Source organism: Lutibaculum baratangense AMV1 (assembly GCF_000496075.1).
Taxonomy (GTDB): Bacteria; Pseudomonadota; Alphaproteobacteria; order Rhizobiales; family Tepidamorphaceae; genus Lutibaculum; species Lutibaculum baratangense.
On record NZ_AWXZ01000004.1, the window covers coordinates 12,036 to 37,849 of the forward strand.

The following is a 25,814-nucleotide window of genomic DNA, read 5'->3' on the forward strand; positions in this document are numbered from 1 at the left end:
ACGGGGGGAAGCACGGCGACGTATCCGCAGGCGACGTGGTGCTGGCAGCCCGCCGAGCCTATCGAGGCATGCAAATGGACCAGGCCGACCCCAGGCGAGACCACAGAGACGTGTCCGCCGTTCGGAGCCTCGGGGAACGCCCGCACCTCCTGCCCTCCCCCAAGCCCGACGATGAGCGCCAAGAGTGCGAGCAGCACTGTGATCCGTCGGCGCCAGACGCCTGCGAAAAGCCACCTCATCTCCCGAGCCACTCAAACGAACCCGTTGCCGATCCCGAGGGCGGCGTTCGTCCGCTGGATGGAGGCGCTACCACTCGTTTCGGAGCCTGCAAGCGCGCGGATGGCGTCGATGTTCTCGGGGATCACGATGGCCTGGTTGTCGACCGCGTAGGCGTAGAACGCCTCGTCGCCCTGCACCGTGACCAGGTCCTCCCAGAGGGCCACCTCGTAGAGATTGGCCCGGGGTCGGTAGATGTCGCTCATCATCTCCTTGATCGTGTTGAGGGCCTCGTGACCGTCCTGCATCCTGAGGAACCCGATGCGGGAAGAGCTGCGGAAGGCCTCCAGCACGTCCTCGCGCGTGGCCTCCCGGGCGAGCTGGACCGCCCAGCTGTGCAGGTGGGCGATGTTCTCCGGCACCTTGACCGCGATGGTGACGACGTCGAGCTCCGGATCGACGCTCTGCGCGTCCGGTCCCTGGTGGCTCGGGATGTGCGCCTCGGGCACGAGCGTGTTCATGATGCCGCCCTTGTGGCTCTCCCACGGGTCGGTCGCCCGGCGCATCACGGTGCCGCGCGCCCGGCGGAGGAGCCCCGCCCGCTTGAGCGCCGTCAGCGTGCGTACGATCGACGTCGTGTTGCAGGAGACGACCCGGGTGCAATCCCGTCCGAGCGCCTGCTCGTAGTTCACCTCGGCCACGAAGGAGTGGCCGGTCGCCTCGTGCGTCTCGCCGCCCTGCAAGACGAACTTGACGCCGTTCTGCCGGTAGAGATCAGCGTTCTTCGCCCCGATCGGCTTCGGCGTGCAGTCCACGACGACGTCGACCTCGCCGAGCAGGTCGTCGAGGTCGCCGGCGATGTCGTAGCCGGCCTGGCGCATCTCTCCCGCCCGCTCCGGAAGAGAGGCGAAGAGCCGGTAGCCCCGGGCGGCTGCGATCTTGAGACGCCAGTCGGTGGTGACGTCCGCGATACCGACCAGCTCCATGTCCTCCTGCGCCGCGACTGCGTCCGCAACACGCTTGCCGATCACGCCGTAGCCGTTCACGGCCACGCGCGTCTTTCCGCTCGTCATGTCAGCCTCCTGCGACTTTGGATGTTGAGTGGTACGCCCTGCGCAGTGGGCGCTCTGGGCCGTCGAGATCTGTCTTCGATGGAGCGAGTCATCGGCCTTGTCCCGGAGATGCATCGTTCGGCTGTCGGCGGACACTTTCCGCCACTCCCTCCGCCCGGCCCGTCCGCTCGGGAGCGCCCTGTTGCGGCCGCCACCCGTCCTCCAGATGACACGTGAAGCGCAGCGTCTCGCCGGGCTGGAACTCGTGGATCCGGTCGCGGACCTGGATCCGACGCGGCCCTGCCCACCCGTCCGGCGCCGTGACGGTGACCTCGTCGCAGCCCACGTCGAGATGCAGCCAGTAGCCGTGATAGAGGAACTTCAGGTGGACGCCCTGCATGGCCTCGGGCAGGCACGGGCTGATCGACAGGGTGTGGTCGGTGAACTCGAGCGCCGTCTGGCCGCGCTGGATCAGGTCGACGGTGCCCGCCATGGCGCCCAGGTGGATGCCTTCGGCGGTGGTCCCGCCCTGGATGTCCAGGAGGTCGCTTTCCAGCGCCTCGGTCAGCAGCTCCCACGACCGGGCGCGGTCGCTGCGGGCGAGCACCCAGGAGTGCACGACGCGGCTCAACGTCGAGCCGTGCGAGGTGCGGCGCATGTAGTAGTCGATGTTGGCGGGGATCGTTGCAGGGTCGAAGTCGTAGCCCATCGTCGCGAGAAGATCGGTCAGCTCCTGCGCCGAGAACAGGTAGAAGAGCATCAGGACGTCGGCCTGCTTCGACGCCTTGTAGCGGTTGATCGTGTCTCCCTCCGCCTCGAGGATCCGGTCGAGGCGCTGAATGTCTCCGTAGCGGGCGCGGTAGGCGTCCCAGTCGAGCTCCTCCAGCCGGTCGTAGCCTTCGAACTGCGCGATGATGCCGCCCTCGAGGAGCGGCACGCGCATCCCGCCCGCTATCCGCTTCCAGTCGGCGAGCTCCTCGTCGGTGACGTCGAGGAGAAGCCGGAGCTCCGCGCGCCGCCCGGGCGCCAGATCGTCCAGCGCATCGGCCGCGCGCCTGAGCGTCCATGACGCCATGACGTTCGTGTAGGCGTTGTCGTCGAGGCCGGGCTCGTCGCGCCACGGATAGCGATCATGGAATTCGTCGGGGCCCATCACGCCGAGGATGCGGTAGCGACCCCCGGCCTCGTCCCATGTCGCCATGCTGGCCCAGAAGCGGGCGATCTCGACGAGCATCTCGGCGCAGTGCGCCGCCATGATCCCCCGGTCGCCGGTCGTCTGCCAGTAGCGCCAGATGTTGTGGGCGATCGCCAGGCTCACATGCCGCTGGAGAGACGTGTTGTCCGGCGTCCAGCGGCCGGAGCGCGGGTTCAGGTGAAGGACCTGGCTTTCCTCCCGCCCGCTCGACCCGCTCTGCCAGGGATACATTGCGCCGCGGCGGCCGGCCGACCGCGCCAGGCGCCGCGCCGCTGGGAGACGGCGATAGCGATAGAGCAGGAGTTCGCGGCTGATCTCCGGGAAGTGGAGGTTCAGATACGGCAGGATGAAGAGCTCGTCCCAGAAGATGTGCCCGCGATAGGCCTCGCCGTGCAGGCCGCGCGCCGGCACGCCGGCGTCCATGTCGACCGTGTTCGGAGATACCGTCTGCAGGAGATGAAAGATATGCAGGCGCAGCACCATCTGCCTGTGCGGGTGGCCATCGAGGACGATGTCGCCCCGGTCCCACAGCGTCCGCCAGGCCAGGGCATGCGAGGCGAGGAGGTCGGAGAATCGTCCGGTGTCGCCGATCTCCTCCATCGCAGCCTGGGTCGGCTCCGAAATGCCCCGGTCGCGGCTCGTGCAGAGTGCGACCACCTTCTCGACCGTCAGGCTCTCGCCCTGCCCCACCGCAACGCTCAGGCGCTGCGCGACATAGCCTTCCTCGTGCTCCGTCGCCCGCCTCGCCTCCGCGGGCCCCTCGTCGCGATAGACGCGGGTGCGGGCAACTTCGGCGACGAGGATGCGCGACTGGCTGGTCTCGGCGAGCAGCAGGACCGCATCCTCTGACGGCTCTCGCGTCCCGAGCGGCGCGAGGTGCTTGCCGTTGAGCTGCCGGTAGCGCTCGACCCCGGCGTTGATGACGCGGCCGTCGAGCGCCGAGCGGATCTCGGCGATGCCGGACCAGTTCTCCGGCGTGAGCCGCATCTCGATCGCCGCGATGTTCTGCCGCCGCATGTGCACCAGACGCCGGCTGGCGATGGAGGTCTCGCGCCCCTCACGGTCGCGGACCCGCACGGTTCGTTCGAGCACGCCCTGCCGGAGATCGAGCGCCTGCGTATAGCCCAGGACCTCGACGCGCCGCAGGTTCAGCCAGTCCCCGCCTTCCGGCCGGAAGGTCAGCGCCAGCCAGTTCGGCAGGTTCACGAGGTCCTCGTTCTCGATCCGCCGGCCGGCGAGTTCCGTCTCGAGCCGGTTGTAGCCGCCGGCGAGATAGGTGCCGGGATAGTGGACGTCGTCGGCTTCGGATTCCTCGGCCGCGCCGCGCGTGGCGAAGTAGCCGTTGCCGAGGGTGCAGAGTGCCTCCCTCAGGCCCTCTTGCGTAGGATCGAACCCCTCGTAGGAAAGCTTCCACGGCGTGTCAGCCACCGGCTTCCTCCAGCGTATCCGACAGGGCGGCGAGGAAGCGTCCGACGGCCTCCGTGTCGTCCAGCCGGTACCGCGCCTCCGTTTCCGTGCCGGCCGGGCCGACCAGGATGCCGATGCCGCGATCGCGAAGCGCGCGGAAGGCATCCTCGTCGGTCGTGTCGTCGCCGACGTAGACGGGCAGCACGTCCGGCCGGTCGAGCTTCAGGGCCTCGAGAAGCCACAGGACCGCCTTGCCCTTGTCCCAGTCGAAGCGGGGGCGCAGCTCGAAGACCTTCTTGCCCCGGGTCTTGCGCAGCTCCGGCACGTCACGCAGCACCCGGTCGACGACCGTCTCGACGTCGGAGACATCCGCCTCCGCAACCTGCCGATGGTGCACGGCGACCGCAAAGCGCTTCGGCTCGACCAGCGCACCGTCGATCCCCGAAAGCGCCGGCCCCAGCATGGCGGCCGCGCGTCCGACCGCCTCGGTGAAGCGGGCTGCATCCTCGTGCTCGACATGCAGATCGCCGGGACCAGCGATGTCGAAACCGTGGCTGCCGGCATAGATCAGGTCGTCGAGACCTACGAGCTGCTCGACGTCGGCACGGTCGCGGCCGGACACCACGGCGACGGGGCAACGTCTCGCGAGCCGCCTTACGGCAGCGCGCATCTCGTCCGACAGCACTGCCAGCTCCGGGCGCGCCACGATCGGAGTGAGCGTGCCGTCATAGTCGAGAAACACGGCCGGCCGTCGGCTCGCGATCAGCAGCGTTATCGCCTCGCCCGTCTCGGGCATCGGTGCGGCAGAGGCGCCATCCGGGTCGCCCACTCCGTCGACGAGGCTCAGCTCCCCCAGATCCTCGACGACGAGGTCCGCCCCGGCCTGTGCCAGCGCATCGGCCTGTCCCGCGCGATCGACGCCGATGACGAGCCCGAACTTCCCCGCCCGCCCGGCGGCGACGCCGCTCAGCGCATCCTCCACCATCAGCGCACGATCCGCCGACACCCCGAGGCTCCGGGCGGCGGCGAGGAACAGGTCCGGCGCGGGCTTGCCCTTCAGGTCGAGCCGGGCGAGGTCGTTGCCGTCGACGATCACGTCGAACAGCTCCGTCACGCCCGCCGTCTCCAGCACGGCGCGGGCGTTGCGGCTGGAAGAGACGAGCGCGGTCTTCACGCCCCTGCTCCTCAGACGGCGGATCAGCGCGACGCTGGTGTCGAAGACGGCGACGCCATCCCGCTTCAACGTCTCCTTGAACAGCGCGTCCTTGCGGTTGCCGAGCCCGGACACGGTCTCCCGATCCGGGGAATCGTCCGGGCGCCCGCGCGGCAGCTCGATGTTCCGGGAGGCGAGAAAGGCCGCGACCCCGTCGTATCGCGGCAGTCCGTCCACATACTTGCGATAGTCTTCGTCGGTGAACGGACGGAACGGCTCTCCCGTCCGATTCGACCGCTCCCGCATATAGGCGTCGAACAGCCGCTTCCACGTCGCCGCGTGGACGACGGCCGTCCGCGTCACCACGCCGTCTAGGTCGAAGATCGCGGCCTGGAAGGTCGCCGGATCGATCCTGTATGCGGAACCTCCGTGGCCAAGGTGCACCCTCATGCCGGCGTGATCCCGGCGCCTCCCCAGGCTCGACCCAGCTTGGTGGACGTGCGGTTTCACATCGATCACGACGCCGCAGCTCCGGTGCTCGCCACCAATTTGCGCGCCCGCTCGAGCAGCTTGGCGTTGATCGCGACGATGACGGTGCTGAGCGACATGAAGGCGGCGCCGACTGCCGGCGTGAGCAGGATCCCCCAGCCATAGGCGAGGCCTGCAGCCAGAGGCATGGCCACGATGTTGTAGCCGGTGGCCCACAACAGGTTCTGGATCATCTTGCCATAGGTCGCCCGAGAGAGAGCCAGAATGGCGAAGACGTCCCGCGGGTCGCTGCGCACCAGAACGATGTCGGCGGACTCTATCGCCACGTCGGTGCCCGCGCCGATGGCGATGCCGAGGTCCGACTCGACCAGCGCCGGCGCATCGTTCACCCCGTCGCCGATCATCGCGACGTTGAGGCCGCGCGCCCTCACCTCGCGCACCTTCTCCACCTTCTGGTGCGGCAGCACCTCGGCGAAATAGTCGTCGAGGCCGAGCTTTTCGGCGACCGACTTCGCCACCGGCGCAGCGTCGCCCGTCACCATCATGCACTGGATGCCCATTTCCTTGAGGCGCGAGACGGCCTCGAAGGATTCCTGCCGGACCACGTCCGCCAGCGCGATGGCGCCGACCGGCTCGTCGTCGATCAGGACGAAGACGACGGTGTTGCCCTCTGCCGCAAGGCGGTCGATGTCCGCATGGTCCGCACTCAGCCCGTGCGCCTTGAGGTAGCCGGGGCTGACGACGCGGACGCTACGTCCCTCGATCGTGGCTTCTGCGCCCTGGCCGGTCAGGCTGCGGAAGGACTCGACCGGCTTCGCCGTCACGCCGCGCTCCTCTGCGCCGCGCACGACGCCCTGCGCGATCGGATGCTGCGACTGGCTCTCGAGGCCGGCCGCCCAAGCGAGTACCTCGTCCTCCGCCATGTCGACGAGCGACACGATGCCCGCGACGCCGAAGCGCCCTTCGGTCAGCGTGCCCGTCTTGTCGAACAGGACGGCGTTGAGATTGCGCGCACGCTCGAAGGCGGCCCGGTCGCGGATCAGGAGCCCGTTCTGCGCCGTCAGTCGCGTGCTGACTGCCACCACCAGAGGCACGGCGAGGCCTAGCGCATGAGGGCAGGCGATGACCATCACCGTGACCATACGCTCAAGCGCAAATTCGAAGCCCGCTCCTGCGAGGAGCCAGAAGGCGAGCGTCGCGGTGCCCGCCGACAAGGCAATGTAGGTGAGCCAGAGCGCGGCCCGGTTCGCCAGGTCCTGCGTGCGGGAACGTGTCTCCTGCGCCTGCGTCACCATGTCGATGACCTGGCTCAGATAGGTCTGGTCGCCGGTCTTGTTGATCTGAAGCGTCACGGCACCCTCGCCGTTGACGGAACCACCGACCGCTTCCTGACCCTCGCCCTTTTCGACCGGTTTCGACTCGCCGGTCAGCATCGCCTCGTTGAAGCTCGAGCTGCCCTTCAGGATCACGCCGTCGATCGGCACCTTCTCGCCCGGCCGCACGAGAACGCGGTCGCCGGGGGTTAGGCTGGTGACCGGCACCTCCTCGATCGCATCGTTTTCTCCCAGCCGGTGAGCCGTCGCCGGCAACAGGCGCACGAGGGCCTCCAGCGCTCCGGATGCCCCCATCACCGACTTCATCTCGATCCAATGGCCGAGCAGCATGATGTCGATGAGCGTGACGAGTTCCCAGTAGAAGACGTCCCCGGCAAGTCCGAAGGTGACGGCGGCCGAATAGATGAAAGCGACCGAAATGGCGATCGCTATGAGCGTCATCATTCCAGGACGTCCGGCGCCCAGCTCGCTCAGAAGTCCCTTGAGGAAGGGCCAGCCGCCGTAGAAGAAGACGACCGCCGAGAGGGCGAAGAGAACGTAGGCGTCACCCGCGAAGGACAGCGCCTCACGCACGCCGAGAAAGCGTTGGATCATCGGCGACAGGGCCAGCACCGGCACCGTGAGGAGTATCGAAACCCAGAACCGGCGCCGGAAGTCGGCGACCATTGCGGAATGGTCATGGCCGGCATGGCCTTGCCCGCTATGGCCGTGCTGCCCCGTTTGGTGCCCGTGGTGCGCGGCGTCCGTCACCTCGGGCGGAGGAGCCGCAGGCGTTCCGTCCCCGCCAGGTTCGGCCGCACGGCTCCGATGGGTGGATTCGCGGGGGGATATCTGCGTCATCTCTCAGGTCCTGGAAGTGCCGCTGCACCGATCTCGCTTGCGGTGCCCGGCGGCGCCGGCTCGCCAGCGAAGGCACGGCGACAGTCATCGGAGCAGAAGAAGTAGGCCCAGCCGTCCCGCTCCTCGCAGGCGGCGGCGTCACCGACGTCGAGTACCGCCCCGCAGACGGGGTCCCTCACCTCGATCTTGCTCTCCTGCTCCGTTCCCAAGTCAGGGCCGGATGAGAGCTCCTCGTGATCGGGAATCCGCACGTTCATCTGGTCCACCTCCGCGCGAAGACGTTGAAGAGCGGGGCGAAGACCAGTGCGACGTACCAGCCGTAGGCGAAACTTTCGGCGAGCCCGATCAGGAAGCCTTGCCAGCTCAGCCACTCGAAGCCTGGCAGAAGCGGTGCCCAGGCCCGGTACATCGCGTGCTCGGGAAAGAGGAGATCGAAGCCGACACACAGGACGTAGGTGATGGCAAGGAAGAGCCCCAGGCTCATGCCAAGCGCAGCGACGGGCAGCCGGGGAGCCGATGAACGCCCCGAGTCCGCACGCACCCCGGCTGCCGGCCCGGCGTAGAGACGACTAGCCATGGGCCCGCTCCAGCGTATCCTGCGGCCCGATCTCTTCCCGACCGACATAAAGGTGCGGCGCGGCCTCGAAGATCTCGCGACACTCGCGGGAGCAGAAGTAGTAGACCATGCCGTCATGGATCGAGGGCTTGGCATGGTCGGTCTGCACGCTCTTGCCGCAGACCGGGTCCCGGTCGGTCTTCGGCGCAATCCAGCGGACGGGGCCAGACGTAGGCTGCGCCGCCTTCCCGTTGTGAGAGCCGTGGCCGTGTCCCATCGCGTGGGCGCCGCAGCCGAAGCGCATCATCAGGAAGATCAACCCTCCCCAGAAGAGGAAATACAAAAGGGCATCCACGGCAGCGTTCTCCCCTGCCAGCCGTCGGCGGCGTCCGCGACGGCGATGTGACGTGCTTGCCGTCCCCGGCCTCGACGGCCTGCTGCGGGCGATCCACGGCCGCGGTCGAGCGGAGGAGAGGCCGTCGTTACCGCGACGCCGATGGTGGGAAGGACGGACCTGCAGCCAACGACGTCACGCATCCGGCACCCGCATCGTTGGCGAGCACCGGACGTCTGGACGTCAGGCGCGTGGAGGTGCCGTGGGCGGAGAGATGGTCAAGCCGCCAGACATGTCCGTGACGGCAGACTGAGGGACAGAGACGGCAAGCGGCATGGCGAGTGGCGCAGGTGACAGCACGGCCTGCCAGGCGCATGGCACGTTATGATGGCATTGGCCGGGCGCAGCTTGGTGCTCGGCATCCGAGAGGCCGCCTTGATGGGCGAGCGCCGCAACGACAGAGGCGTCCGCGAGGGTCGCCGCCGAGGGGGCGTTGAGGTGGCCGAAGGACCCCAGAACGATAGCCAGCACACACGCGAGCGCCACCCCCCGCCTGCACCAGGCGTTCCTCTTGATGTCGCGGAATGTGAGCGATGCTTCGCGCATTTGCTGAACCATGTGACCCTTGGAACGAAGCAGGCCAGATGGAAAGACCCGACGCATTGATCTTCCGCAATCGGCTTCGCCGGCTGCACCTGCGGGACCGCGACAGTCGATGCTGCCAGCAGTCCCCGAGGGCCGTGCCACGGCTCGATGGAGGCGGGACGGGCGGATGCCGGTCTAGCCTTCATTGCCGCCACATCGCCAACCCCTAGCTGTACCTAACTGGCAAGCCGTGGCAGGCGCGCTCGGGGTTCCGATCGCCCCAGAGGCGCAGCACCGGATTCAGAAACAAGGGTGAGTGCAGAGACATCGCCATGAACTTCTATGAGGAGCGGATCCTTCCACACCTTGTGCACCTGTCGATGCGAAGCCGCGAACTCCTGCCCTACCGGAAACGGATCGCATCCGCGGCAGAGGGACGCGTCCTCGAGATCGGGATAGGCTCCGGTTTGAACCTTCCCTATTACGGCCCACGCGCCGGTGAGATCATCGGGCTCGAGCCTGCTAGCCGGCTTGTTAGGATGAGCGGGGACGCCGCCGGGAAGAGCGGAATGCGGGTGAGCCTGCTAGAGGCCTCTGCCGAAGAGATCCCGCTCGAGGCCCATAGCATCGACACCGTCCTCACCACCTGGACGATGTGTACCATTCCTCGTCCCGAGCGAGCGCTGGAAGAGATGCGCAGGGTCATAAAGCCCGGTGGCCAGTTTCTTTTCGTCGAGCACGGGCTCGCACCCGATCACAGGGTCCGAAATTGGCAGCATCGGCTTACTCCCCTCTGGGAGCGAGTGGCAGGCGGCTGCCATCTCGATCGTCCGATCAAGGCTCTGATTGAAAGCTCGGGCTTCAAGCTCGACTGCATCGACATGGGCTATGCGAGAGGCCCGAAGCTCTTGACATACTTTTACGAGGGGCGAGCCCGGCCGTGACGCAAGGCCGAAAAGGGCCCTGCTGCACGCCCTGCATCGGGCTCAGTCTTGCTCCATCATCCCTTCTTCCATCATCTCGCCATCCATCTCTTCGCCTTCCTCGCTGTCGCAGGCCGACAAGGTCAGCCCCAGGCCCAACACGGCGGCAAGAACGAGGGGGAAACGAATGCTCATGTCACTGCTCCTGTCGTCGGAATGCTTGTGAAAGAGGATCGGCCCTTTTCCAGTTCCGCTGCCCCGTCTGGCGCTCCTCGTCCGGCGCATCCGTGTGAAGCGATGCGCCGGCGGGGCTACGGCTCAAGCCCCGGCGGCACGGGCGGCTTCTCCGCCTTCAGCAGGATCGTTATGCGCCTGTTCGCCGCCATGAACGGATTCTCCGGGAACAGCGGTTCGCTGTCCGCGGCCCCGGAGACGGTCGCGAAGCGGTCGTCGGGGAGGCCGTGCGCGGCCAGGATGCCGCGCACCGTCAGCGCCCGCTCCGCCGACAGGTCCCAGTCGGACCGGCCCGGCGCCGTCTCCGTCTCGGCGCCCGTGTGGCCGGTGATGACGAGCCGGTTCGGCATCAGCGCGAGCTTCGAGGCCATCGTCTCGAGGAGCAGGCGCGTCCGCTCGTAGGGGCGGCGGGAGCCCGGCGGGAACATGGACCGCCCTTCCTGGTCGACGATCTGCATCTCGAGCCCCTCCTCCGTCTCCTGGAAGATGATCTGGTCGGAGAGCTCCAGGATCTCCGGCATCTCCTGCCACGCCTGGCGCAGGGACGCCGCCGCCGTGGCGAAGCGGCGGGGCGTCTCTATCTCCGCCTCCTCCAGCCGGTGCGTGTTCGCCTCAGGCCCCTGCTTCAGGTTCTCGTCGTGCCGGAACTCGGCAAAGGACGTATCGTCTTCCGTCGGAACCGGGGACTGACGCTTGAGGTATTGCCGCTCCGGCAGCCCCTCCAGCTCGATGACGCCGGAGCGCCGGCTCTCGAGGTCCACGCCGAAGGCGTCCCGCATCGACCCGGCAACGATCTGCAGCTTCTCTTCGTCCTGGATCGAGAAGGAGATGATCAGGATGAAGAAGGCGGCCAGGAGCGACATGAGGTCCGCAAACGTGACGATCCACTTCGGGGCTCCGGTGGCGCCGTCCCAGTTTCTGCGCCTCATGCCGTGAGCCCCGTCGTCCCCCTGCTCTCTCGGACGATCACCTTCGTGCCGATGGGCACGCGCCGGTAGAGATCGACGATGTCCTGGGTGAGAAGCCGTACGCAGCCGCTCGAAACCGCGCGGCCGATGCTCCACTCCTCGCGCGAGCCATGCAGCCGGTAGAGCGTGTCGCGGTCGCCCTGGAAGAGGTAGAGCGCCCGCGCGCCGAGCGGGTTGTCGAGGCCCGGCTCCTGGCCGTAGCGGTACTTCTCGAGCTCCGGCTGGCGCTCGATCATCTCGGCCGGCGGGGTCCAGGTCGGCCATTCGGCCTTGCGCCCGATGGTCGCCTCGCCGCTCCAGCCGAAGCCGTCGCGCCCCACGCCGACGCCGTAGCGCAGGGCCCGGCGCTCCTCGCGCACGAGGTAGAGGAACTTCTCGTCGGGATCGACGACGATCGTGCCTGCTCCTTCCGGTCCGAAGAAGTCGACCTCCTGGCGGAGGTAGCGCGGCTCGATCGCGGAGATGTCGGCGGCCGGTACCGGGAACCTCTCGTCGGGCAGCGGCCCGTACATCCTCAGGTAGTACGGATCGCGGTTCTGCGCATAGCCGATCGGCTCGACGGAGGGTTCACTCGTCTGCGAGACACAGCCGCCGAGGGCGGCGGCGGCGCCGAGAACGAACGTGCGGCGGTCAAGCAGCAGGCGTCGTGCCGTGCCGCCGGGAGAGGCGTAACGATAGGTGGCCATGGAGGCTCCCCAAGCTCAGATGCATCATGTCGAAAAAGGTCGCGTGGAAGCTTCAGGCGACCGCTCGGGGAGGCATCGCGGGCGGGGAAACGAAGAGGGCGTCGGGCATCTCGACGGCGTGCGCAGGTCGGGGCCGGCTTACCGCACGCGGCCCATTGGTGGAGGCGTGCTCGCCCGGCAGGCTCCAGCAGAGGCTCGGCGTTGCGCAATGGCTGTTCGCCGTGTCAAGAGAAACGGCGTTTCCGGAGCAATCGCCGGAAAGGCTGGCGACCTCGCCATGGTCACCGGTGAGGTTGCTGGCGGCCGGCCTGACATGCAGCGTTGCCGCAAGAAGCGCAAGTACGAGGGTGGCGGCCATGAGCCGCCAGAATCCCGTCCTCGTGCTTGCCGGATCCATCTCTTCCGTTTGCCCGTGAAGCATGGCTGAAACTGCGCAATCCGGCCAGACTCTATTGGAATCGCCTTTCCAGACTCTTGCCGGATTGCGGCAGCTTCGTGCCCTTCGCTGTGTCAGCTCTTGAGATACTTCACCAGCGCGGCGATCGCCAGGACGAGGAGCACGAGGATCAGGAGCCAGAACAGGCCCATACCCCACATCCATCCGCCGCCGTAGTTCATCATGTCGTACATCGCGGGTTCCTCCGAGTTCGCGGGTCGGCCGGTTCACATGTTGTGCGGCCGGTAGGTGATGCCGTTGGCCTGCTGCAGCTCGCGCACGTACTGCACGACCTTCTCGACCTCCGTCTGCGTTACTCCCGGCTGCGGCGGCATGTTGCCGAACCGCCAGTGGTGCGCCCGCACGCCTTGGCTGGCCGCGAGCACGAAGGCCATGTTGGCGTGGTGACCGGGGTTGTAGATGTCGTGGACGAGCGGCGGGCCCTGCTCGGTCCCCGCGGCGTTCGCCCCGTGACAGTCCGCGCAGTTTTCGTCGAACACCGCCTTGCCTTCCATGGCGACCGGCGAGAGCTCGTCCGGCACGGTGACCGCAACGCGGGCGTCGGGAGCGTCGCCGGGGGCGAGCGACCGCCAGACGAAGAGCCCCGTGCCGAGGGCGAGGAAGGCAAGGACGGCGTATTTCGGCAGGTTGTCTCTGATGTTCATCGTGGATTGTCTCTGGCCCGGCAGGCGGCACGCCGCAGCGAGGTCGGGCGCACAAGACGCCGCAAAGCGCCAAGAGCGGCGGAAACGCTACCGGGAATGCGCCTGATCGACGGGAAGGGTTCGGAGGGTGCGGGGCGGACCGCCGGTCCGCCCCGCACCGGATCGCGAGGAACTAGTTGTCGTCGTTCCCGCGGTTCCAGCGCGGTCCCATCTCGTCCATCTCGAGCTGGCCGTCGCCGTTCTCGTCGAGATAGCCGAACATCCGGGCGTGCATCGACTGGAACTCCTCGAGCGACAGCTTCCCGTCGCCGTCGGTGTCCATCATGATGATCATCATCTGCGGCCCCATCATGCCGCCGCCCATCATCATGCCGGGACCCATCATGTCCGGTCCCCAGCCGCCGCCTCGACCCCAGCCGCGGCCCATCATGCCCCGGCCCCAGTTCTCCTCGTCCATCATCCACGGGCCCATGCCGCGCCAGGGCATCATGCCCCAGCCGCCATAGGAACGGGCATCACCCTGCGGGCCCTGCTGGTCCTGCATCATGCCCTGGCCCTGCTGGTTCATCATCGAACCCTGTCCCGTCGTCTGCCCTTGCTGGGCGTGGGCGGTCGCCAGCCCGGCGGCGAGCGCGAGGGCAGAGAGGGAAAGCGTCGAAAGCCTGATCATCTCGATCTCCTGAAAGGTGGTGTTGCGGCCGGTTCCGCCTGCCGGAACCATTGCCTGTCCGAGGTTGCAGACGTCCCGGAAGCGAACTTCCGGAGCCGGTCACGCAAGCTTCGGAGGCGGCGCAGCGGGGGCGGAGATCACGTCTGGATGGACTTGAGACGAGGCTCCCGATCGTGGAGCGATACGACGCTCCGTTGCCAGAACGACGGGAGGCGACGGGAGGAAGGCGGAGCATGTGGCATGGCCGGAATGCCCGAGGCAGCCGGCGGGCTCGGTCAGGGGGACACAGCCATGTCCGTGAGTTGAGACGCTTTCATACCCGGCACACATGCCGGACCCGCCGGCTAGCGCAGCGTGAGCATGCCCTGGAGCGACAGCGAGAAGGAACGCAAGGCCGACCAGCACCCCGAAGAGACGCTGAAGCGGTGCTGGAGGTCGGCAATCCCGTTGTCCGCGTGCGCGTTGCATTCCCGTGCCGTCCATAGTCCGGATTGAATATGAGGGTCGCCCACTGGCCGCGTCCGCGCAAGGTCGGGGGCAGTCCGTAGTGTCCCGGACGTTGCACGCCTGCGTTGGGAACCCTATTGGAGAACCATGCGGAGAGTCCTGCCGGCCCTGTTGGCCTTCGTGCGCGCGGTGACGACCAGCTTCGGCTGGATGCCGTCGGGCCACGTCGCCGACACCGGCATGGACATGACGGCTGCGGTCGGTAGCGCAGATCAGGCCGAGCCAGCGGGTCACGCCGACGTTGCCCTTGATGGCTATGGAGTTTCTTTTCTTGCCCGACAGCTCTGGTCGCGTGATCGAGAGTCACGCGAGCTTGCGGCAGGAAAATAAGACCGCGCTACGACCGCTTTCCAGAACGCCAGATCGCGGTGCGAATGGCCGAGTTGGGCGCAGAGGAGACGGCCCGGGCCTGGTTACGAGCCCCCACTCCGAGGGCCACAGAAGTCCCGACGCCACCACAACGACCAAAGGGAGTTACTTCGACCATCAGAGTGCCACTCAAATGAAAATTGCAGCCTCTCCCAGTCTAGAGAGGTGCCTGATTTTTTCATCGGAGCTCCACTCCGATGAAAACTCGTAACTGTGGATCTGCGTTGCCTAACTGTGGATAAGTGTTGTTTTTTGATGAAGTAAGGGGGCGTTCGGGGGGTTCGCCTCGGAGCCTTTGTGGCTCTCGGCGCCAATACCCTTTCGCCGGGCGGGTATCGTGGCACTGAACTGAATCCAGTGACCCAATGTGAGGGAGCACCTCGCACCGGCCGTCCCAGTCGATCCCGATGGCGACCAGTACGGCCTGGCTGGTCACGACGCCGGCCTCGCGGACCTTCTCGTAACGGGAATCGGGGATGAGGTAGGGGAAGGGCTCGGGAAGTGGCCTGCGGGCGAAGGCCCGGAGGCTCTCGTCCAGGCGATTGTTGATCGTGGAGATCGCCGAGGCGGAGAAGGCGTGACCGCACAGCTCCTCGGTGATCGCCTTGACCTTCCGCGTCGACACGCCCTGTACGTACATCTCCGCGAGCGTGGCGACGAGGGCGCGTTCGGAGCGCTGGTAGCGCTCGAAGAGCTCGGTGGAGAAGCGGCCCGAGCGGTCCTGTGGCACGCGCAGCTCAAGCTTGCCGACGCGGGTGATCAGCGTTCGGGGGTAGTAGCCCGAGCGATAGCCGACGCGTGCCGGCGTCCGCTCGCCCTTCTCGGCGCCGAGCGCATCGATCATCTCGGCTTCCAGCATTTCCTGGACCACGGCACGCACGACCTCCCGAAGGCTGTCGGGGTTGGCGAGCAGAAGGTCTTTCGCGGCGGCCTCCACGGGCCTAGCCTCTTTCCTGGTCATGGCGGGGTCTCCCTCGAGACGCGGTGACGTCGACATCACCAGCCTGCCATGGCCGCCCCCTCCTGCCGATTTTGCAGAACATCCCGCACACTACTGGCCAACGAGTTCCGCCTCGCCCTACTTCGCCGATGACCTCGCGCCCGTAGCGCTATCCCGCCACCAACAGAAGGGGCAGTCCCAGCCTCACCCGCGCCCACGGCGGCGCCACCCTCCAGCACGTCCGGTGGATCGGTCCTTGGAGGTCAGTCGTATCGCTGGAATGAGGAGCCAAAACTCCAGCCTCATGAGGAGTGCGGGTTAGCTCACTGGCCGCTCTAGGTGATGCAGGGGGGCCGAGACAGCCAAGAGAACCTCGCATCAGGTCCACAAATATGGTCCACAGAAGAGGCGCGAGCGCGCCTGAGCCGGGATCTTCGGACCAAGTTCAAGGGCCTTCACGACTTCGGTTCGAATCCAGGTCCCCCAGCCATTTCCCTTGTTCCAAAGCCCGGGCTTCCGGGCTTTTTTTGGTGTCCGGCCGCCTTCGCCTTCTTCGTCCGCTGTGGCGGCATTGTCTGTCGCGCCCCGGGCCGGGGGTCAGTAGATGGGCGGGGTGTTGATCCAGAGGACCCGCGTCTCCTCGTCGGCGGCGTTGCGGAAGCGGTGCGGCCGGCGGCTCTTGAAGGTGAAGCTGTCGCCGGGGTGGAGGAGGAGGCGCTTCTCGTCGACCCACAGCTCGAGCGCCCCGCTGAGCACGACGCCGCCCTCCTCGCCGTCGTGCGAGAACACGTCGTCGCCGGTCGAGCCGCCGGGCGCGAGGACGATCATCAGGAGCTCGAGGCTGCCGATCGGCTGGGGCGTGAGCAGCTCCTTCACGAGCCGCTTCTCGCCGAAGTCGAGCGTCCTGCGCGCGCTCCGCCGCACGACGAGGCCCGCCTCGTCCTCCGACGGCACGTCCTCCCCTTCCGCGGCCGGCGCCTCGCCGTGCTCGCTGAAAAGCGTCCCGACGGGGATCTTCAGCCCGTTGCTGAGCGCGTAGAGCGACCGCACCGAGGGCGAGGTCAGCCCGCGCTCGATCTTGCTGATCATGCTGACGGACAGGCCGGTCAGTTCGGATGCCTGCTCGAGGCTCAGCCCCTGCTGCTTGCGGTGGTAGCGCACGCTGCGCCCCACCGATTCGTCCGCCCGGTGCTCCGTCACCATCGCCGCCTCTTGCACGCCGTTCGCCCTCCGCCGTCGCGAGCCACAGCCGGCATGACACGTTTTTTTTGATTGAAAGTCAAAATCCCTCCTCCTACGCTTGGAATGGCATTCAAAGGCAACCGGCGAAATGATGACGGGCGGACACCCCAACTCGCACTGGCGCGCGACGGCGAAGCCCGGCGCGGCCTTCGCGGGGCTCGACGGCGACCGGCAGGTGGACGCGCTGATCGTCGGGGGCGGCTTCACCGGCCTGTCGACGGCGCGGGAGCTCTCCGGCCGCGGCATCGACTGCGCGGTCGTCGAGGGTCAGGACATCGGCTGGGGCGCCAGCGGCCGCACCGGCGGCTTCGCGGTGCCGCGCTTCAAGATGAACTATTCCACGCTCGCGCGCGAGCACGGCGACGAGGTCGCCCGTGGTCTCTTCGCGCAGGCCGTCGAGGCCGTGGACAGCGTCACGGAGACGGTCGAGGCCTACGGGATCGACTGCGGCTTCCAGCGAAACGGGCACCTCACCCCCGCGCACAGCCGCACCGCCCTCGCGGGACTTCAGGCGGATGTGGACTGGCTCCGCGGCCGCGCCGGCGACCGCACGGCGAGGATGATGTCGCGGGAGGAGGCCGCCGAGGCGCTCGGAACGCAGGTCTATCACGGCGCCTATCTCGACCCGCGCGGCGCCTGCCTCCAGCCCTACGACTACACGCGCGGCCTCGCCGCCGCCCTGCAGGCGCGCGGCGTGCCGGTCTTCACGGCGAGCCCGGTGGAGGCGCTGCGGCGCGACGGCGGCCGGTGGCTCGCGCAGACGCCGGGCGGCACCGTCCGCGCGAGGTCCGTCGTCCTCGCCACGAACGCCTACACGCGCCCTCTCCTGCCCGGCGACGATCTTCACCGCCGCGTCGTTCCGGTCGCGTCGTCGATCATCGCCACCCGGCCGCTGAATTCGCATGAGAGGCAAATCACTCTTCCTTGCGGATTGCCCGTCACCGATACGCGCCGCCTCGTCAGCTACTTCCGGATACTGCCGACGGGGCAGCTTCTGTTCGGCGGCCGGGGCGACATCACCGGGCGGCGGGACGATCCGGCGGTCTTCCGCACGCTCGAGCGCCAGCTCGCCCTCACCTATCCGCACCTGAAGGGCATCGAGATCCAGGAGCGATGGGCCGGCATGGTCGCGGTGACGCTCGATTCCTTCCCCCATGTCGGCCGTCTCGACGACGGCGTCTTCTATGCCCTCGGCTATGGCGGCCGCGGCGTCGCGCTGTCGAGCCTCATGGGCCGCCGCCTCGCCGCGCTCGTCGCGGGCGAGACGATCGCCCCCGGCCCGATGGGGGACAGCGGCTTCGACCCCGTGCCCTTCCACGCCTGGCGGCGGACCGGGATGCGCATCATGACCCGGTACTACCAGGTCCGGGACCTGTTCGAACGATAGGACACTGAAGAGAGCATGATCGAGATTGGCGTCGATATCGGTGGCACCTTCACGGACGTCGTCTGCCGGGCGGCCGACCAGCCGCTGCGGGTGATGAAAGTGCCCACGACCCGCGCCGATCCGAGCCGGGCGGTGCTCGAGGCGGTGCGGCAGCTGAAGGACCAGTGGGACATCGAGCCCGCCGACGTCGCCCGCTTCGTCCACGGCACCACCGTCGCGACGAACGCCGTGCTCGAGCGCAAGGGCCCCAAGACCGGCCTCCTGACGACGGCCGGCTTCAAGGACATCCTCGAGATCGGGCGCCAGATGCGGCAGACGATGTACGCCGCCGTGCTCGAGCCCGAGGTGCCGGGCTATCTCGCGCCGGGCGCGTTCCGCCACGAGATCGGGGAGCGCGTCGCCTTCGACGGCGAAATCGTCCGCCCCCTGAACGAGCAGGACGTGCGCGACGCCGCAGCCAGCCTCGTCGAGGCGGGCGTCGAGGGCATCGCGATCTGCTTCCTCTTCTCCTTCGTGAACCCCGCGCACGAGCGGCGCGCGGCCGAGATCATCCGGGAAGAGTATCCCGACGTCGCCCTGTCGCTCTCCTGCGAGGTCGATCCCGCCTTCCGCGAGTACGAGCGGACGGTCGTGACGACGTTCGACGCCTATATCAAGCCGGTGATCGACCGCTACCTCGCCAATCTCGAGCAGGGCCTCGGGCAGGCGGGCGTGCCGGCGCCGCTCCAGATCATGCAGTCGCGCGGCGGCATCGCCACGAGCGAGGTCGCGCGCCAGCGGCCGGTGCGGCTCTTCCTGTCCGGCCCCGCGGCGGGCGTGGTCGGCGCGCAGATGGTCGGCCAGTCGGCCGGCATCACCGACCTGATCAGTGTCGACATCGGCGGCACGAGCTCCGACATCGCGCTCATTCGCGCCGGGGAGCCGCTGATCCGTCCCGAGGGCCACGTCGCCGGCTACAACATCCGCGTGCCGATGGTCGACGTGAACGCGATCGGCTCCGGCGGCGGCTCGATCGCCTGGATCGACACGGCCGGCGGCCTGCGCGTCGGGCCGCATTCGGCCGGCTCCGAACCCGGCCCCGCCTGCTACGACCGCGGCGGCGAGGAGGCGACCGTGACGGACGCCTCGATCGTCCTCGGCTATCTCGACCCCGACTACTTCGCCGGCGGCACCCTGAAGCTCAGGCCCGAGCTGTCGTTCCGGGTCATCGAGGAGAAGGTGGCGAAGCCCCTCGGCCTGTCGGTCGAGGACGCCGCTCTCGGCATCCACCGCGTCGTCAACACGCAGATGACCGAGGGCATCCGCCTCGTCTCGATCCGCCAGGGCTACGACCCCCGCGACTTCGCCCTCCTGCCGCTCGGCGGCGCCGGCGGCATCCATGCGGCCGCCCTCGCCGACGAGCTCGGCATCACCCGCATCCTGATCGCCCGGCACCCCGGCGTGCTCTCGGCCACGGGGCTCCTCTCGGCGGTCGTCGAGCACGAGACCTCCCTCGCCTTCCCGCAGCGGGTCGACGAACTGTCGCTCGACGACGTCCGCGCGGCGCTGGGCGAGCTCGACGAGCGCTGCGGCGGGCTGATGCGGAAGGAGCGCGTGCCGCCGGAGGACGTCGAGATCCGCTACTTCGCCGATGTCTGCTTCGTCGGCCAGTCGCATTATCTCGAGGTTCCCTTCACGCCGGGCGAGGACGCGGCCGAGCAGCTGCGCGACGGCTTCCGGGCGGCGCACCGGCGGGTCTTCGGCCACGCGGCCGACGCGCCGACCCAGGTCGTGAACCTGCGGGCGATCCACCGCGCCGGCGGCGACACGATCACCGACGAGGCCGCCGACGCCGCGGGCGGCGAGGCCCGCAAGGGCACGCGGCGGATCATCGTCCAGGGTCACGAGGGACACCTCGAGGCGGCGATCTACGACCGCGAGCGCCTCGCCCCCGGGACGACGCTCGCCGGCCCCGCGATCCTCGAGCAGGCCGACACGACGACGGTCGTGCCGCCCGGATGGTCGATCCGCATCCTCGACGGCGGAAACGTCCTCCTCACCCGCGACGGAGCCCAGGGCTGATGAACATGCAGCACAAGATCGACCCGATCACGCTCGAGGTCGTCCGCAACAAGCTCGACGGCATCGCCAACGAGATGGAATCGACCCTCCTGCGGTCCTCCTTCTCGCCGATCGTCCGCGAAGGTCTCGACGCGTCGGCCAGCCTCTTCACGCTCGAAGGGGAATCGCTCGCCCAGGCGGTCGCGATCCCGATCCATCTCGCGACGATGATCCCCGTCGTGCGGCGGATCTCCTCGGAGTTCCCTCCCTCCACCATGGAGGAAGGCGACATCTACCTGATGAACGACCCCTATCTCGGCGGAACGCACCTGCCGGACATCGCGCTCGTGATGCCGATCTTCGCCGACGGCCGGCCGATCGCCTTCGCGGCGACGATGACGCACCACCAGGACGTCGGGGGCATGGCGCCGGGCTCGATCCCGACGAACGCGACGGAGATCTACCAGGAGGGGCTGCGCCTTCCGCCGCTGAAGTTCCGGAGCGGGCCGGAGCGGTTCGACGAGACCGTCATCAAGATCCTCAGGCTCAACAGCCGGATCCCGGACACGTTCATGGGCGACATCCACGCCCAGGTCTCCGCCTGCACCGTCGGCGCGCAGCGCGTGGCGGAGCTCGCCCGCGCCCACGGCGGCAACATGATGCAGGCGCTGTTCGCCGAGCTCCTCGACCGCTCCGAGCAGATGACCCGCGAGGCGCTCCGGAAGATCCCCGAGGGCACCTACACCTATGTCGACTACAACGACAATGACGGCATCGACCTCGACAGGCGCATCCGCATCGAGGTCGCCGTCACCATCCGCGACGGCAAGTTCATCTGCGACTTCACCGGCACGAATCCTCAGGTGCGCGGGCCGTTCAACGTCGTCCCCTCGGGCACGCAGGCGGCGGCCTACTACGCGCTGCGCACGATCACCGGCGCGCACATCCCGACGAATGGCGGCTGCTTCCGTCCCGTCGAGCTGAACCTGCCCGAGGGCAGTATCCTCAACCCCGTCGAGCCGGCGCCGGTGAACTCCCGGACTGCCACCATCAAGCGCGCAACGGGCGCCATCCTCGGCTCTCTCCGCGGGATCCTGCCCGAGATCGTCGGCGCCGACGCCGCGGGCGAGATGCTGGCGCTGATGTTCGGCGGCACCGACCGGAACGGCCGGCGCTACGTCGTGGGCGAGCTCATCGCGGGGGGAAGCGGCGCCGGACCGGAGAGCGACGGCGTCGACGTCATCGAGACGGATGCCACGAACTGCATGAACCTGCCGGTGGAATCCTTCGAGCGCGACGCGCCGATCCGCATCAACTCGACCCGCCTTCGCCGCGATTCGGGCGGCGCCGGGCGCCAGCGCGGCGGCCTCGGCATCGAGCGGGAGTACGAGGTGCTCGCGGGCGAGGTCGTCTTCACGCACCGTGGCGAGCGCCATTTCTGCCCGCCCTCGGGCGCCGACGGCGGAGAATCGGGCATGACCGCGCGCAGCGTGATCTACCGCGCCGGCGGCGAGGAGGAGGTCGTGCCCTCGAAGCTCGTGACGCGCCTCTTCCCGGGCGACCGCGTGCTGATCCTGACCGCGGGGGGCGGCGGGTTCGGCCCGGCGGCCGACCGCGACCGCGACCTCCTGCGCACCGACATCGCCAACGGCAAGGTGAGCCGGGAGCAGGCGAAAGAGATCTACCACCTCGCCGACGACTGAACACGGATCGGCGGGAACAAGAAGAAGCCCTGAAAGCGACGACCAGAGGAGAAACAGCGATGATCAAGCGACTGGCCTTGCATGCAGCCGTTGCGGCTGCTGTCGCCGGCTCTGCGACCTTCGGCCTGGCGGGCGGCGACACCGCCCGGGCCGCGGAGACCGAATGGAAGATGCATATCGTCTGGGTGCCGGCACGGCCCGAGGCGCAGGCCTACCAGCAGTTCGCCGAACAGGTGACGGAGGAAGCGGGCGACGCCCTCGACATCCAGCTCTTCTCGAGCGGCAGCCTCGGCGTGAAGGACGCCGACATGCTGCGCATCCTGCCGCGCGGCAACATCATCCAGGCCGCCGGCCTCTATCCCGGCTACCTCACGCGCGACAAGCCGCAATATGCCTACACGCTTCCCCCCGGCGTCGTCGCCCAGCCCGAGACCCTGCAGGAGATCCTGCCCGAGCTTCGCGACATCTACGAGGACACCTACGACGAGGCGGGGATCAAGCTCCTGGGCTTCGTCGGCCATGCGGTGCGCGACACGCACATCATGTGCAAGGAGCCGGTGAACTCGCTCGAGGATCTGCGCGGCAAGAAGCTGCGGGTCTGGGAGCAGTTCCACGTCGACGTCTTCCAGAAGCTCGGCGTGTCCGCCCAGATCGTCGGCCAGAACGACCTCTACGTCGCCATGCAGACCGGCGTCGTCGACTGCGCCGTCTACCCGATCGGGCTCGCCGTCACGGTGTCGCTGCAGGAGGTCGCGCCCTATGCGAGCTACCTCTTCCCCTACGTGCTCCACCCGCTCAACCTGATCGCCTCGCGGACCGCCTTCGACGCGCTGTCGCCCGAGGTGCAGGAGATCGTCATGAACGCGGCGGCGAAGGCCGAGGAGGATTCCTTCGCGTCCTATCTCAGCGGCGGGAACGACGAGAAGGCGCTGGAGACGTTCCGGGCGTCGGGCGGCGATCTGCTCGATCCCTTCTCCGACGAGGACCAGGAAGCCTTCGTCACGGCCGCCAGGGAAACCTGGGAGGAGCTCTCCTCCGGCGGCGGCCAGGCCGCGCAGTCGGCCTACGAGACGCTGAGCCAGGCGATCGAATGACACGGATCGGGCAGGGCGCGCGTCGCCCTGCCCGTCCCGCCGAGACACAAGCCCGATCCCGACTGCCCGGTTGGAGGCCGATCATCTTGCAGAGCGTCCTGCGCTGGTCCGACAGGCTCGCCGGCCTTCTCGCCGGCACGGCGGCGATACTCGCCATCGCGATGTCGCTGTTCGTCGTCCTCTCCTCGATCATGCGCTATTTCGTCGGCGCGCCCTTCGCCTTCACCGAGGAGCTCGTGGGGCTCCTCTTCACCGCGATGATCTTCGCCGGGCTGCCGGTCTGCACCCTCCGCCGCCGCCACATCAGCGTCACCATCGTTCCCGACCTGATGCCCGAGGCGATGCGGCGCTTCATCGACAGGGTCGCCTACGCGATCGTCGCCGTCTTCTGCGTCTGGTTCGGCATCCTCACCTGGGAGTACCTGCAGATTACGATCGCCCTCGACGCGCGCAGCGCCGGCAGCCGTCTCCTGCTCTGGCCCTGGACGGCCGTGCTGCCTCTTTCCTGCCTGCTGTCCGGCCTGGCGGCCCTCCTCAGGATGGTGGCGCCGGCCGAGTACCTGCAGGACCGCACGCACCGGGGAGCCGAATGATGGTTTGGTGGATCATCGCGGGCGGCTTCCTCGTCACCGCCGTCACGGGCATCCCGATCGGCCTCGGGCTCGCGCTCACCGGCATGGCGATCCTCCACTTCGTGGTGGGCGGGGCGACCGACCTCGCCGTCAACGCCGTCTGGAACGTCTTCACCGACTTCACGCTGAGCGCGGTCCCGCTGTTCATCTTCATGGGCGAGATCATGCTCGTCAGCGGCGTCAGCGGCCGGCTCTACACCGCCCTGTCGCCGGCCTTCATGCGCATCCCCGGCAAGCTCCTGCACACGAACATCGCCGTCAGCGCGCTGTTCGGCGCGGTCTCCGGGGCGAGCACGTCGACGGCCGCGGCGATCGGCTCCGTCGCCTATCCCGAGCTCGAGAAGCGCGGCTACAAGCCGAGCGTCGTCGTCGGCACGCTCGCTGCCGGCGGCACGCTCGGCCTCCTCATCCCGCCGAGCCTGTCGCTCCTGATCTACGGCGCGACGCAGCAGGTCTCGATCGGCCAGCTCTTCCTGGCGGGGCTCCTTCCGGGCCTGATGCTCGCCGTCATGATGATGCTCTTCATCGGCTTCATCGGCAGCCGCGGCGAAAGCGTCGTGCCCGACGAGGGCGAGACGGTCGGCCTCGGCCGCGCCCTCCGGATGCTCCTGCCGATCTGGCCGATCGGCTTCCTCATCTTCGCCGTCCTCGGCACGATCTATCTAGGCCTCGCGACGCCCACCGAGGCGGCGGGCCTGGGCGTCGCGGCTTCGATCGTCCTCGGCTTCCTCTGGGGCGAGCTGACGCCGCTGCGGCTGTGGCGCGCCTTCGTCGATTCCGTCCAGGTCTTCGTCTCGATCGGCGTCGTGATGCTCGGCGCCCTCATCCTGGCGCAGGCGATCTCCATCCTCGGGCTGCCGCTCCAGGTTCTCTCCTGGATCGAATCCATGAACCTGAGCCCGATCATGGTGCTCGTCATGGTCAGCATCTTCTACCTGGTGCTCGGCTGCTTCTTCGACGGCATCTCGCTGATGCTGATGACGCTGCCGATCGTCTTCCCCGTGATGACCGGCGTCGGCTTCGATCCCGTATGGCTCGGCGTGATCATCACGATCCTCATCGAGATCGGCATGCTCACGCCGCCGGTGGGGATGAACCTCTACGTCCTCACCGGCATCACCGGCAACCGGGTGACGCTCCTGCAGGCGGCCTACGCGTCCCTGCCGTTCTGGATCCTGCTGCTCTTGGGGGTGGTGATCCTCACCGTCTTCCCTTCCATCGCGCTCTTCCTGCCCCGCTCGCTCTACTGATGAGCGGCAACCAGGCGATGCCGGAGCTCCGCGGCGCCCGGCTGGCGAGCGTCCTCCTGCTCTTCGGGATCGCCTATTTCCTGTCCCTGTTCTTCCGGACGGTGAACGCGATCCTCGCGCCGCGCCTGGAGGCGGATCTGGGGCTCGATCCCGCCGCCCTCGGCCTCCTCACCGCCGCCTATTTCCTGGGCCTCGGGCTGACGCAGATCCCGATCGGCCTCTGCCTCGACGCCTACGGGCCACGGCGGGTCCAGGCGGCTCTGCTGATGGTCGCCGCCGTGGGGATTGCAGCCTTCGGCCTCCTCGCCTCCGTGCCCCTCCTCGTCGTCGCCCGCGCGCTGATCGGGATCGGTCTCGCCGGCTGCCTGATGGCGGCCTACCAGGTCTCGAGCCTCTGGGTCGCCCGCGACCGCGTGCCGCTCGCCAACGGGCTCTACCTCGCCGCGGGCGGGCTCGGGGTGCTGGCGGCGACGACGCCGGTCGAGTTCATGATGCAGTTCGCGACCTGGCGCGAGATGTTCGTCGCGATCGCCGCGGGCACGGCGCTCGTCGCGCTCGCCCTCTTCGCCGCGACGCCGGATCCCCTGGCACGGACGCCCGCATCGTGGGCCGACAGGATCAGGGGCCTCGGCGTCGTCGCCCGCAACGAGGAGTTCCGGCGGTTCCTGCCGCTGACGGCCCTCTGCTTCGGCACCGGCACCGCGATGCAGGGCCTGTGGGCCTCGGCGTGGCTCCGCGACGTCGGCGGCTACGGGCCCGGCGCCATCGCCTGGTCGCTGACGGCGATGGCGGTCGCCCTCACCGTCGGGTCGGCGCTCGGCGGCGTCGCGAGCGTCCTCGCCGAGCGCTTCGGCTTCCATCTGAGGCACGTCGTCCTCGCCAACGCGCTCGTCTTCATCGGCGCCGA

23 protein-coding genes and 1 pseudogene are annotated in these 25,814 nt (G+C 68.2%); 9 read left to right on the top strand and 15 right to left on the bottom strand.

What is annotated here, in order from left to right; all coding sequences use genetic code 11:
• Positions 1 to 251 precede the first annotated feature (251 nt).
• From N177_RS00270 to N177_RS00300, 7 genes are all read right to left on the bottom strand, one after another.
• A complete protein-coding gene (locus N177_RS00270) occupies positions 252 to 1,289 on the bottom strand; it encodes a type II glyceraldehyde-3-phosphate dehydrogenase (protein WP_023430211.1) in 1,038 nt (345 codons plus the stop codon).
• Between the two features lie 88 nt (positions 1,290 to 1,377).
• Positions 1,378 to 3,891, bottom strand: a complete 2,514-nt coding sequence (locus tag N177_RS00275) for a glycoside hydrolase family 65 protein (protein ID WP_023430212.1) — start codon at positions 3,889 to 3,891, stop codon at positions 1,378 to 1,380.
• A complete protein-coding gene (gene otsB, locus N177_RS00280; RefSeq protein ID WP_023430213.1) occupies positions 3,884 to 5,473 on the bottom strand; it encodes a trehalose-phosphatase in 1,590 nt (529 codons plus the stop codon). Before otsB ends, N177_RS00275 begins: the two co-directional genes overlap by 8 nt.
• Positions 5,474 to 5,538: 65 nt before the next feature.
• A complete protein-coding gene (locus N177_RS00285) occupies positions 5,539 to 7,512 on the bottom strand; it encodes a copper-translocating P-type ATPase (protein WP_023430214.1) in 1,974 nt (657 codons plus the stop codon).
• Between the two features lie 170 nt (positions 7,513 to 7,682).
• Positions 7,683 to 7,943 carry a YHS domain-containing protein gene (locus tag N177_RS00290; RefSeq protein ID WP_023430215.1) on the bottom strand — a complete coding sequence of 87 codons (261 nt, stop codon included), beginning with the start codon at positions 7,941 to 7,943 and terminating at the stop codon, positions 7,683 to 7,685.
• Complete coding sequence (locus N177_RS00295) at positions 7,940 to 8,263, bottom strand: DUF5676 family membrane protein (RefSeq protein ID WP_200863351.1); 324 nt, start codon at positions 8,261 to 8,263, stop codon at positions 7,940 to 7,942. The genes N177_RS00290 and N177_RS00295 overlap by 4 nt, the downstream gene beginning before the upstream one ends.
• Positions 8,256 to 8,597 carry a YHS domain-containing protein gene (locus tag N177_RS00300; protein ID WP_023430217.1) on the bottom strand — a complete coding sequence of 114 codons (342 nt, stop codon included), beginning with the start codon at positions 8,595 to 8,597 and terminating at the stop codon, positions 8,256 to 8,258. Before N177_RS00300 ends, N177_RS00295 begins: the two co-directional genes overlap by 8 nt.
• 896 nt (positions 8,598 to 9,493) lie before the next feature.
• Between N177_RS00300 and N177_RS00305 the strand changes: the two genes are divergently transcribed.
• Entirely contained in the window at positions 9,494 to 10,105 is a 612-nt protein-coding gene (locus N177_RS00305; protein WP_040484852.1) for a class I SAM-dependent methyltransferase, read from the top strand.
• A gap of 42 nt (positions 10,106 to 10,147) precedes the next feature.
• Here the strand turns inward: N177_RS00305 and N177_RS22195 are convergent, their stop codons facing one another.
• The 6 genes from N177_RS22195 to N177_RS20340 form a co-directional block, all read right to left on the bottom strand.
• Positions 10,148 to 10,279, bottom strand: coding sequence for a hypothetical protein (locus N177_RS22195; protein WP_023430219.1), 132 nt, complete (start codon positions 10,277 to 10,279; stop codon positions 10,148 to 10,150).
• Positions 10,280 to 10,395: 116 nt separating this feature from the next.
• Positions 10,396 to 11,247, bottom strand: coding sequence for an OmpA/MotB family protein (locus N177_RS00310; protein ID WP_023430220.1), 852 nt, complete (start codon positions 11,245 to 11,247; stop codon positions 10,396 to 10,398).
• Positions 11,244 to 11,972, bottom strand: coding sequence for a L,D-transpeptidase (locus tag N177_RS00315; protein WP_023430221.1), 729 nt, complete (start codon positions 11,970 to 11,972; stop codon positions 11,244 to 11,246). The genes N177_RS00310 and N177_RS00315 overlap by 4 nt, the downstream gene beginning before the upstream one ends.
• Before the next feature lie 52 nt (positions 11,973 to 12,024).
• The gene (locus tag N177_RS21235) at positions 12,025 to 12,330 is read right to left on the bottom strand and encodes a hypothetical protein (protein WP_152527800.1); all 306 of its coding nucleotides are present in this window, start codon (positions 12,328 to 12,330) and stop codon (positions 12,025 to 12,027) included.
• Positions 12,331 to 12,635: 305 nt separating this feature from the next.
• Entirely contained in the window at positions 12,636 to 13,073 is a 438-nt protein-coding gene (locus N177_RS00320) for a c-type cytochrome (protein WP_023430223.1), read from the bottom strand.
• A 172-nt stretch (positions 13,074 to 13,245) separates the two neighbouring features.
• Positions 13,246 to 13,743: an EF-hand domain-containing protein gene (locus N177_RS20340; protein ID WP_244444212.1), complete on the bottom strand. Its 498-nt coding sequence runs from the start codon at positions 13,741 to 13,743 to the stop codon at positions 13,246 to 13,248.
• A gap of 594 nt (positions 13,744 to 14,337) precedes the next feature.
• On the opposite strand from N177_RS20340, the gene N177_RS21945 reads away from it, so the two are divergent.
• Positions 14,338 to 14,580 carry a hypothetical protein gene (locus N177_RS21945; RefSeq protein WP_040484853.1) on the top strand — a complete coding sequence of 81 codons (243 nt, stop codon included), beginning with the start codon at positions 14,338 to 14,340 and terminating at the stop codon, positions 14,578 to 14,580.
• Positions 14,581 to 14,902: 322 nt separating this feature from the next.
• Here N177_RS21945 and N177_RS00335 read toward each other — a convergent pair.
• Together N177_RS00335 and N177_RS00340 are read right to left on the bottom strand one after the other, a co-directional pair.
• A pseudogene (locus N177_RS00335) lies at positions 14,903 to 15,580 on the bottom strand (IS256 family transposase); the annotation flags it as partial.
• A gap of 576 nt (positions 15,581 to 16,156) precedes the next feature.
• On the bottom strand, positions 16,157 to 16,762 hold the full coding sequence (locus N177_RS00340; RefSeq protein ID WP_023430227.1) for a cupin domain-containing protein: 606 nt from the start codon (positions 16,760 to 16,762) through the stop codon (positions 16,157 to 16,159).
• Positions 16,763 to 16,892: 130 nt separating this feature from the next.
• Between N177_RS00340 and N177_RS00345 the strand changes: the two genes are divergently transcribed.
• From N177_RS00345 to N177_RS00375, 7 genes are all read left to right on the top strand, one after another.
• Positions 16,893 to 18,188 (top strand): NAD(P)/FAD-dependent oxidoreductase, encoded by a 1,296-nt coding sequence (locus N177_RS00345; RefSeq protein WP_040484866.1) that lies wholly within the window; start codon positions 16,893 to 16,895, stop codon positions 18,186 to 18,188.
• 15 nt (positions 18,189 to 18,203) lie between these two features.
• On the top strand, positions 18,204 to 20,249 hold the full coding sequence (locus tag N177_RS00350; RefSeq protein WP_023430229.1) for a hydantoinase/oxoprolinase family protein: 2,046 nt from the start codon (positions 18,204 to 18,206) through the stop codon (positions 20,247 to 20,249).
• Entirely contained in the window at positions 20,249 to 21,931 is a 1,683-nt protein-coding gene (locus N177_RS00355) for a hydantoinase B/oxoprolinase family protein (protein ID WP_023430230.1), read from the top strand. Before N177_RS00350 ends, N177_RS00355 begins: the two co-directional genes overlap by 1 nt.
• A 59-nt stretch (positions 21,932 to 21,990) precedes the next feature.
• Positions 21,991 to 23,025 carry a TRAP transporter substrate-binding protein gene (locus N177_RS00360; protein WP_023430231.1) on the top strand — a complete coding sequence of 345 codons (1,035 nt, stop codon included), beginning with the start codon at positions 21,991 to 21,993 and terminating at the stop codon, positions 23,023 to 23,025.
• A gap of 86 nt (positions 23,026 to 23,111) precedes the next feature.
• Positions 23,112 to 23,618 carry a TRAP transporter small permease gene (locus N177_RS20345; RefSeq protein ID WP_023430232.1) on the top strand — a complete coding sequence of 169 codons (507 nt, stop codon included), beginning with the start codon at positions 23,112 to 23,114 and terminating at the stop codon, positions 23,616 to 23,618.
• Positions 23,618 to 24,907, top strand: a complete 1,290-nt coding sequence (locus N177_RS00370; RefSeq protein WP_040484855.1) for a TRAP transporter large permease — start codon at positions 23,618 to 23,620, stop codon at positions 24,905 to 24,907. Before N177_RS20345 ends, N177_RS00370 begins: the two co-directional genes overlap by 1 nt.
• The coding region (locus N177_RS00375) for an MFS transporter (protein WP_152527801.1) at positions 24,907 to 25,814 on the top strand (908 nt) is incomplete at its 3' end. The genes N177_RS00370 and N177_RS00375, both read left to right, overlap by 1 nt.